Below are 8779 nucleotides of genomic sequence, written 5' to 3'. Positions count from 1 at the left end.
CAAACAACAGACACACCCGGCACCACCCAACCACACGGCCAGACTCGCTCCGGAGCAACTTTCCAAACTTACCGGCTGCTTTCCTCCTAGTCAAATCAGCGTTCTTGACTTGAACTTCACGAGGAGCTCAGGTCAACATCACTGATCAGCACTGGGGAGCAGCGCGGGTATTAACTATACCGCCAGCCCTCCGGAGAGGCAAATCCTCTTCAAAGCGATTGGCCACCGCTCAGCAGGCGCCCAAAGGATCCAGAGCAAAGGGCCCGGAAGCTCAAAGCTTCCGGGCCCTTCCAGCCAGGCCAAGTGGCCAAGCAAATCAAGCTACCGCACGGGTGTGAACCAAGCGGCTCCGAGCGGCGGCAGGGTGACGGTCAATGCGGCTGGCATTCCTTCCGCCCCGGGTGCGGTGGCAAGAAGTTCAGCGCTGTTGATGACACCCGAGCCTCCGAAGACCTCGGCGTCCGTGTTGAGCACTTCCAGCCAAGCGCCGGCGAACGGGACGCCGAGCACATAGTCATGGTGCGGTCCTCCCGAGAAATTCACGGCGCTCACCAAGGGATTCCCCTCGTGGTCCCAGCGGATGAAGGTCAGTACGTTTCGATCCGCGTCCGCGCCGTTGATCCATTGGAAACCGCCGGGCTCGTTGTCCCGGACGTGGAGGGCCGGCGTCGAGCTGTACAGCGTGTTCAACTCGCGGGTCAGCAATTGCAGGCCGCGATGCGCCGGGATGTCGGCGAGGAACCAGTCGAGCCCGTGCTGTTCGGACCATTCGGCTTCTTGGCCGAATTCGGTGCCCATGAAGATGAGCTGCTTGCCCGGGTGGGCCCATTGGTATGCCATGAACGCCCGCAGGTTGGCGAGCTGCTGCCAGCGGTCACCGGGCATCTTGCGCAGCATCGAACCCTTGCCGTGCACTACTTCGTCGTGGCTGATGGGCAACAGGAAGTTCTCCGTAAAGGCATAGACCATGGAGAACGTCACCGTGCCGTGGTGCCAGCGGCGGTTCACCGGGTTTTCGGAGATGTACTTGAGGGAGTCATGCATCCAACCCATATTCCACTTGAGGCCGAAGCCCAAGCCCCCATGGTTGGTCGGAGCGGTGACACCGGGGAATGCCGTGGATTCCTCGGCAATGGTCACTGCGCCAGGGTGGGTCTTGTAGATCGTGGCGTTGACCTCTTGGAGGAAGGAAATGGCTTCCAGGTTCTCGCGTCCGCCGTGGACATTGGGGAACCACTCCCCCTCCTCGCGCGAATAGTCCCGGTAAAGCATGGAAGCCACGGCGTCCACCCGAAGCCCGTCGATGTGGAATTCCTCAAGCCAGTAAAGGGCGTTCGCGACGAGGAAGTTGCGGACCTCGCTCCGGCCGAAATCGAAGATGAGCGTGCCCCAGTCGGGGTGCTCGCCGAGGCGGGGGTCGGAGTGCTCGTACAGTGGTTCACCGTCAAAACGGGCGAGGGCCCAGCTGTCCTTCGGGAAGTGCGCGGGGACCCAGTCCAAGATGACGCCGATGCCCGCTTGGTGCAGCGAATCGACAAGGAACCTGAATTCATCCGGATGCCCGAACCGGGAGGTCGGCGCGAAGTAGGACGTGACTTGGTAGCCCCATGACCCGCCGAATGGGTGCTCGGCCACCGGCATGAACTCGACATGGGTAAACCCGAGCCACTTCACGTACTCCACGAGTTCGGTGGCCAGCTCCTTGTACCCGAGGCCAAGGCGCCAGGAACCGAGGTGGACTTCGTACACGCTCATGGGCGAGTTGTGCGGATCCTTGTTGGCGCGCGCCGTCATCCAGGCGTCGTCCTTGAAGCGGTAGCCGGAATCCACCACGCGTGACGCGGTCAAAGGCGGGACTTCGGTTCCAAAGGCGAGCGGGTCGGCCTTCTCCACCCAATGGCCGGCCTTGGTGAGCAGCTCGAATTTGTAACACGCCCCTGCTTCGACACCTGGGATGAAGACCTCCCAGACCCCGGAAGAGCCGAGTGAGCGCAAGGCGTGCTCACGCCCGTCCCAGGAATTGAAGTCACCCTTGACGCGGACTGCCTGAGCGTTGGGCGCCCAGACGGCGAAGGAGGTGCCGTCCACATCGCCGAGCGGGGAGCGGTAGTGCTGGATGTGGGCGCCGAGCGTGTCCCAAAGCCGTTCGTGCCGTCCTTCACCAATGAGGTGCAGGTCCAATTCCCCGACGGTTGGAAGGTAGTGGTAGGGATCGTTGATCGTCACAGGCGCCGAATCGCCGTACACGACTTCCAGGCGGTAGTCCGGTACGTGGCCTTGCTGCAGTGGTTCAAGGACAGCCACCCAGATCCCGTCGGTCTCGTGGGTCATCGGGGTGGTACCGGCTTCGGTGACGACAGATACCTCCGTAGCGAGGTGCTTGACCGTACGGATAGTGACGTGACCGTGGTCGTCAAGGTGGGCGCCCAGCACCGAGTGCGGGGCGTGGTGTGCACCAGCGGCCACCCGGCCCAGGGTGGCGGCGTCCACATACAGCGGGACTCGGGGCCGTTCGGTACGTGCTGTGCCAGTCATTTCCTTACCTTCCGATGTCGCCGCGGCATCGCTGCCGGGGCTCGTGTTTCCGAGGAGCTGCCGCGAAGCATTGACCGGAATGGGTAACCAGTCCGGCCTGTTCCGCAGCTCGTAGATCACCTCGTATAAGGCCTTGTCAAGCCACAATGCCACAAACAGCGGCGAGCGGCGGTCAATCGTTCCGGGGGTGATGTCGCTATAGCCGGCCAGGAAGGCCTCGGCGCAGTCGTCCACCCACGTGGCGGGTACCTGAGCCTCCGGGTTCTCACGGACGGCCGCACCGGCCGCGTAGTCGAAGGACCGCAGCATCCCGACGACGTCGCGCAGGGGAACGTCCGGAATGTTGCGGTGTTCGATCGGCCTCAGGGGTTCGCCCTCGAAGTCCAGGATCGCCCACCGGGCAGGTTCATCCACGGCGCCAGGCACCAGGAGGATCTGGCCCAGGTGAAGATCGCCGTGGATGCGCTGCAGGGTTCCGGCTTCCAGGCCCGGCAGTTGCGTCAAGAGGGCCTCGAGCTGCTGCTCGTGGGGCCCGACGGCGGTGCCGGCCTCAGCCCATGACTGGCGGACCCGCCGGGCTACTTCGGGCGCAATGTCCTGGCCCGGAACGCGTTCCGTGGCGGTTCCGAGGGTTTCGGCGAGCCGCAAATGCACTGTGGCAGTCGCCTGGCCCAGTTGCCGGGCTTCGACGGCGAAGTCCTTGCCCGCCGCAGCCGCGTCGACGGCGAGGCGCCAAGCGTCCTGCCCGCCGGCAAGGAACTCGTGGGCAACCGCGAAATCCGCCGTCGCCGTGCCGTGCCGGCCCTGGGGTGTCCACACCTCCCATGTGCCCGTGATCCATCCAAGGGTGGATGGCACTTCCTTCGTACCGGCCGAGGTCAGGGCCGCGCCGACCTCCACTTCGGGGTTCTTGCCGACCGACAGGACCCGGAAGATCTTCACGATCGCCGCGGAGACGCCGTCGTCGACAATCACCGAAGTATTGGACTGCTCGCCGGAGGACACCCGCACGGATCCCGAGGCGGTGGGCAGACGCAGGCTGCCCTGCACCGTGTGCCCGCTCGCGGTGCACTCCCCCTCTCCAGGCTCGGCAGAGGCCTGGCCGCGGATGAGATCCAGCCATGCCGTCACGAATTCAGGATCATGCGGGGCGTCGTAGACCCAGACAGGCGGGTCCTGCTCGCTCGTTCCACCGATCTGGCCCACCGAAGCCGTTGCCAAAGCGGCGGAGGGCGCGGCGTGGAAGCTGAGCGGCACTTGGATGATGTCGCTCTGCCTCGCGCCGTCGGCCGTGGCGTATGCGACGGAGATCAGATGGACCTCCAACCTAGTCCCCGGGGTGGGCGCCGGAAGGCCGAACGAACCGACGAAATCCAGTTCGAACTGCCCTGCCTTGACAGGAAACCAGCGCTGACGGGGCAGCCATTCCTTGAGGAGGGAGGCCAGGATCGTGGTGTGCGCTATGTGACTCATGTCAGCCTTCGATAGAGAGCACTGGGATGGCCTGGGTGTAGGGCGAGGAACCCGTGGAGCCCGCCGAACGTATCCGTAGCCAGAAGAAGTCGTGGCTACCCAGCGTTAGGGTCAGGGAGCCGTCGGTGCCGATCCCCGGGAACACCTGGCCGCCGAAGACGTCCCTCAGTCCCCTTCCTGCATATTGGGGGACATCCAGGGTGGTGGCCACCGGATGCTGGGACAAGTTGAAAACGCAAAGGATTGATTCGGCGTCCTCGCCTTCCGGATTGTCCTCCGGCAGCTCGCGCAAGTAGGCAAGAACCACCTCGTGGTCCGCCGCAATGTGTTTGAAGTCGCCCAGCCCGAAGGCCGGATGGTTCTTCCGGACGCTCAGGATCTGGCGGGTCCAGCGCAGGAGCGAGCCCGAGTGGGCTGCTTCGGCCTCGACGTTCGCCATGCTGTAGTTGTAGACCAGCGACTGGATGACGGGCAGGTACAGCTTTCCGGGATCGGCATTGGAGAACCCTGCGTTGCGGTCCGGGTTCCATTGCATGGGCGTGCGGACGGCGTCACGGTCATCAAGCCAGATGTTGTCTCCCATCCCGATTTCGTCCCCGTAGTACAAGAAGGGGCTGCCCGGCAGGGAGAGCAGCAGCGCATTGATCAACTCGATCTCGGAGCGGGAGTTGTCAAGCAGCGGGGCGAGCCTGCGCCGGATGCCGATGTTGGCCCGCATCCGGGGGTCGGGCGCATACCACCCCAGCATGGCCGCACGTTCGTCCGCGGTGACCATCTCCAGGGTGAGTTCGTCGTGGTTGCGCAGGAAGGTGCCCCATTGCGCGCCGGCCGGGATTCCCGGGGTGTCCCGAAGCGTCTCGATGATCGGGGCGGCCTTCTGGTCGCGGAGCGCGTAGTACAGGCGCGGCATGATGGGAAAGTGGAAGGCCATGTGGCACTCCGGCTCTTCCTCCGTGCCGAAGTACTCGACGACGTCGTGCGGCGGCTGGTTCGCTTCAGCGATGATCACACGGCCCGGGTAGTTCTCGTCCACCATCTTGCGGAGATCCCGCAGGAAACCGTGGGTGGCGGGCAGGTTCTCGCAGTTGGTGCCCTCTTCCTCGAAGAGGTACGGAATGGCGTCTGCCCGGAATCCGTCAATGCCTTGATCCAGCCAGAACCGAACGACATCGTGGACTGCTTCGATGACCTTGGGGTTTTCGAAGTTCAGGTCGGGCTGGTGGCTGAAGAAGCGGTGCCAGAAGAACTGCCGCCGGATGGGGTCGAACGTCCAGTTCGACTCTTCCGTATCCACGAAGATGATGCGTGCGTCCTGGTACTTCTCGTCGGTGTCGCTCCACACGTAGAAGTCCCCGAACGGGCCGTCCGGGTTCTTGCGTGATTCCTGGAACCACGGGTGTTGGTCCGAAGTGTGGTTCAGGGGGAGGTCAATGATGACCCTGACGCCCCTCGCGTGCGCTTCGGCGACGAGCCGCTTGAAGTCGCTGATGGTGCCGAATTCGTCCAAAACGGAGGTGTAATCGGAAATGTCGTAACCGCCGTCGCGCAATGGCGAATCGAAGAACGGCGGCAGCCACAAACAATCCACTCCGAGCCACTGCAGGTAATCCAACTTGTCGATCAAGCCGTGGAAGTCACCCGAACCATCGCCGTTCGCATCCGCGAAGGCCCTTACCAGCACTTCGTAGAAGACCGCCTTCCTGTACCAGTGGGGGTCGTGTTGTAGACCCGGGGCGTTCAGCTCGAAAGTGTTCTTCGGCGTGAAGTACTGACTTTGACCCTGTGGATTGAAGCTCACTAAGGCTACCTCCGGATGTTGAGAATGTGTGCCGGTTCTACATGGGGGTCCAGTCGGACGTAGTTGTACTCGCCCCACTCCCAACTTTCGCCGCTGACCAAGTCATCAACCCAGAATCGCCCATTGGCGGTGAAGTCGGACGGGTCCAGCGAAAGCGCGGAAAGGTCCAGGGTCACGGTGCTTTCCCTGGTGCCGTGGGGATCGAGGTTGACCACGATGATCAAGGTGTCCTTGCTGCCGTCAGGCAAGGTCTTGTGCTTGGAGTACACAATGGTTGCGTCATCCGTGCTGTGGTGCAGCGTCAGGTTCTGCAGGTCCCCCAGTGCCGGGTGGGCCTTCCGGATGGCGTTAAGCCGCGTGATGTACGGGGCGAGGGTGTGCCCGGAAGCCGCAGCTGCATCCCAGTTGCGGTCCTTGTACTCATATTTCTCGTTGTCTATGTACTCTTCAGCACCCGGCCGGGCCACATGTTCGTACAGCTCGAATCCGGCGTAGACGCCCCAGAGCGGGCTGGCCGTGGCTGCCAAAGCGGCGCGGATGCGGAACGCGGGCGGCCCACCGTATTGGAGGTATTCGGTAAGGATATCGGGAGTGTTGACGAAGAAATTCGGTCGGAAATAGGCGGGCGATTCGTGGCTGACCTCCTGGAAGTACGTTTCCAGCTCAGTTTTGGTGTTCCGCCACGTGAAGTATGTGTATGACTGTTGGAAACCTGCCCGGCCGAGTGCGTGCATCATCGCGGGCCGGGTGAATGCCTCGGCGAGGAAGACGACGTCGGGGTACTTTTTGTTGACCTTCGCGATCAGCCATTCCCAGAACCACACCGGTTTGGTATGCGGGTTGTCCACGCGGAAAATCTTCACGCCGTGGCTCACCCACAGGAAAACAATCCGCAGGATTTCCTTTGACAGGCCGGCGGGATCGTTGTCGAAATTCAGCGGATAGATGTCCTGGTACTTCTTCGGCGGGTTTTCGGCATAGGCGATGCTGCCGTCAACGCGCGTGGTGAACCATTCCGGGTTGGTCTTCACCCAGGGATGGTCAGGGGCGGCCTGCAAGGCCAGGTCCAGCGCGACCTCAAGTCCCAGCTCATTCGCGCGCGCCACGAAAGCGTCGAAATCCTCGAACGATCCCAAATCCGGGTGGATGGCGTCGTGGCCGCCGGCTTCGGATCCGATGGCCCACGGCGAGCCCGGATCCTGCGGACCCGGGGTCAAGGTGTTGTTGCGTCCCTTGCGGTGTTGGAAACCAATCGGGTGGATGGGCGGCAGGTAGATGACATCGAAGCCCATGTCCGCCACGGCGTCGAGCCTCTTGGCCGCCGTCGTGAAGTTGCCCGAAGTCCATGTTCCCGTGGTGGGATCAAAAACGGCGCCTTCGGAGCGGGGGAAGAATTCGTACCAGGCCCCGCGGCCGGCGAGGTCACGCTCCACGAGGAGAGGGTATGGTTCCGAGACGGTAACCAGCTCGCGGATCGGCTGGCGCTCGACGACGGCCGCGACCTCTGGGCTGAAGCCGGCGGCGAGGCGCTCCTCGGCCGTCTTCGAAGTGTCGGCCAGGCCTTCGGAGGCTGCGCGAAGGGTGAGTTTGTCTGCGGCATTGCGGGTGCTTTCGCCTGCGGCTTCCGCGAGCAGGGCCGCGCCTTCAGCGAGCATCAGCTCGACGTCAATGCCGGCCTCGACCTTCACTTCCGCGTTGTGGTGCCATGTTCCGTAGCGGTCGTGCCAGGCCTCGATCACGAAGGACCAGGCTCCGGTCCCCGTCGGGGTCAACAGCCCCTCCCAACGGTCGGTGCCCTTGCCACGCTCACCCGGGGCCGGAGCGAGCCGGATGCGTTGGCGTTCTTTGCCTTTGGGGTCCAGCAGGACGGCGCTCACCCCCAGCTGGTCGTGGCCCTCGCGAAAGACCGTGGCGCCAACCACCAGATCTTCACCAGGCAAGGCTTTGGCCGGGAAACGGCCTTCCTCGATCACAGGCTGCACGGCCGTGATGGGGAATCTGCCGAACCTAAGACCCTCGGTGATACCGGCTTTCTGCTTGGACTTGGATGCTGAGCTTGATCGAGTTGCTGCAGTAGTGGTCACAACCTCGACGTTAGCGAGAAAAGTCACATTTTGCTAAGAGGTAACCCAGACTCTTCCGCGCAATGTGTCATTTACCTAAAAGAAACCGAAAGCTGTTCCTGCAGTCCATCGAGTGGATTAGTCTGACGCTCGTGAAGGCAATCCGAAGGTTTACAGTCCGTACACTGCTTCCCGAGCCGATACGGCCGCTGGCTCGTCTCGCAACGAATCTGCGCTGGTCCTGGCACCGGCCTACCCGCGAGCTCTTTGCGAGTCTTGACCAGGAATTGTGGGAGGAGAGCAGTCACGATCCCATCAACCTTCTTGGGTCAATCAGCCGCGATCAGCTGGACCAACTTGCTTCCGATAATGAACTTGTCCAGCGTGTGCAGGAGGCGGCTGCGGATCTGGACCGGTACTTGAGCGAGCCGCGCTGGTACCAGGGCCTGGGTCCGGAGGCTCCGGCGTGCATTGCCTATNAGGGCCTGGGTCCGGAGGCTCCGGCGTGCATTGCCTATTTCTCGCCCGAGTTCGGTATCACCGAGGTCCTTCCGCAGTACTCGGGCGGTTTGGGGATCCTGGCCGGGGACCACCTGAAGGCCGCCTCGGATTTGGGTGTGCCGTTGATCGGGGTCGGGCTGCTCTACCAAGCGGGCTATTTCAAGCAGTCCCTGTCCCGGGACGCCTGGCAGCAGGAAACCTACCCGGTCCTTGACCCCGACGGGCTGCCCCTCACACTGCTGCGCGAACCGTCCGAGGACGGCACCGGCAAGCCGGTGACGATCTCTTTGCCGCTGCCCAACGGACGCAAGCTCAACGCGCGCATCTGGCGGGCCGACGTCGGGCGCGTGCCGCTGTTGCTGCTCGACTCGAACGTTCCGTCCAACGACGACGCCGCGCGCGGGATCAC

4 protein-coding genes are annotated in these 8779 nt (G+C 63.1%); 1 reads left to right on the top strand and 3 read right to left on the bottom strand.

Annotation, left to right across the window (positions count from 1 at the left end; all coding sequences use genetic code 11):
- Positions 1-321: 321 nt before the first annotated feature.
- Genes glgB through L0B83_RS19360 form a run of 3 tightly spaced genes read right to left on the bottom strand, consistent with a single transcriptional unit; the run spans position 322 to position 7890 of the window.
- Positions 322-4008, bottom strand: coding sequence for a 1,4-alpha-glucan branching protein GlgB (glgB, locus tag L0B83_RS19370; protein ID WP_234760206.1), 3687 nt, complete (start codon positions 4006-4008; stop codon positions 322-324).
- A gap of 1 nt (position 4009) precedes the next feature.
- Entirely contained in the window at positions 4010-5806 is a 1797-nt protein-coding gene (gene treS / locus L0B83_RS19365; protein ID WP_234760205.1) for a maltose alpha-D-glucosyltransferase, read from the bottom strand.
- A 5-nt stretch (positions 5807-5811) separates the two neighbouring features.
- A complete protein-coding gene (locus L0B83_RS19360) occupies positions 5812-7890 on the bottom strand; it encodes an alpha-1,4-glucan--maltose-1-phosphate maltosyltransferase (RefSeq protein WP_308194037.1) in 2079 nt (692 codons plus the stop codon).
- Positions 7891-8021: 131 nt separating this feature from the next.
- Here L0B83_RS19360 and L0B83_RS19355 point away from each other — a divergent pair.
- Positions 8022-8779, top strand: a 758-nt coding sequence (locus tag L0B83_RS19355; RefSeq protein ID WP_234760204.1) for a DUF3417 domain-containing protein, incomplete at its 3' end; no start/stop codon positions are given.

The sequence above is a fragment of the Arthrobacter alkaliphilus genome (assembly GCF_021483235.1).
Taxonomy (GTDB): Bacteria; Actinomycetota; Actinomycetes; order Actinomycetales; family Micrococcaceae; genus Arthrobacter; species Arthrobacter alkaliphilus.
This window is presented reverse-complemented; position numbering and strand designations above follow the sequence as displayed.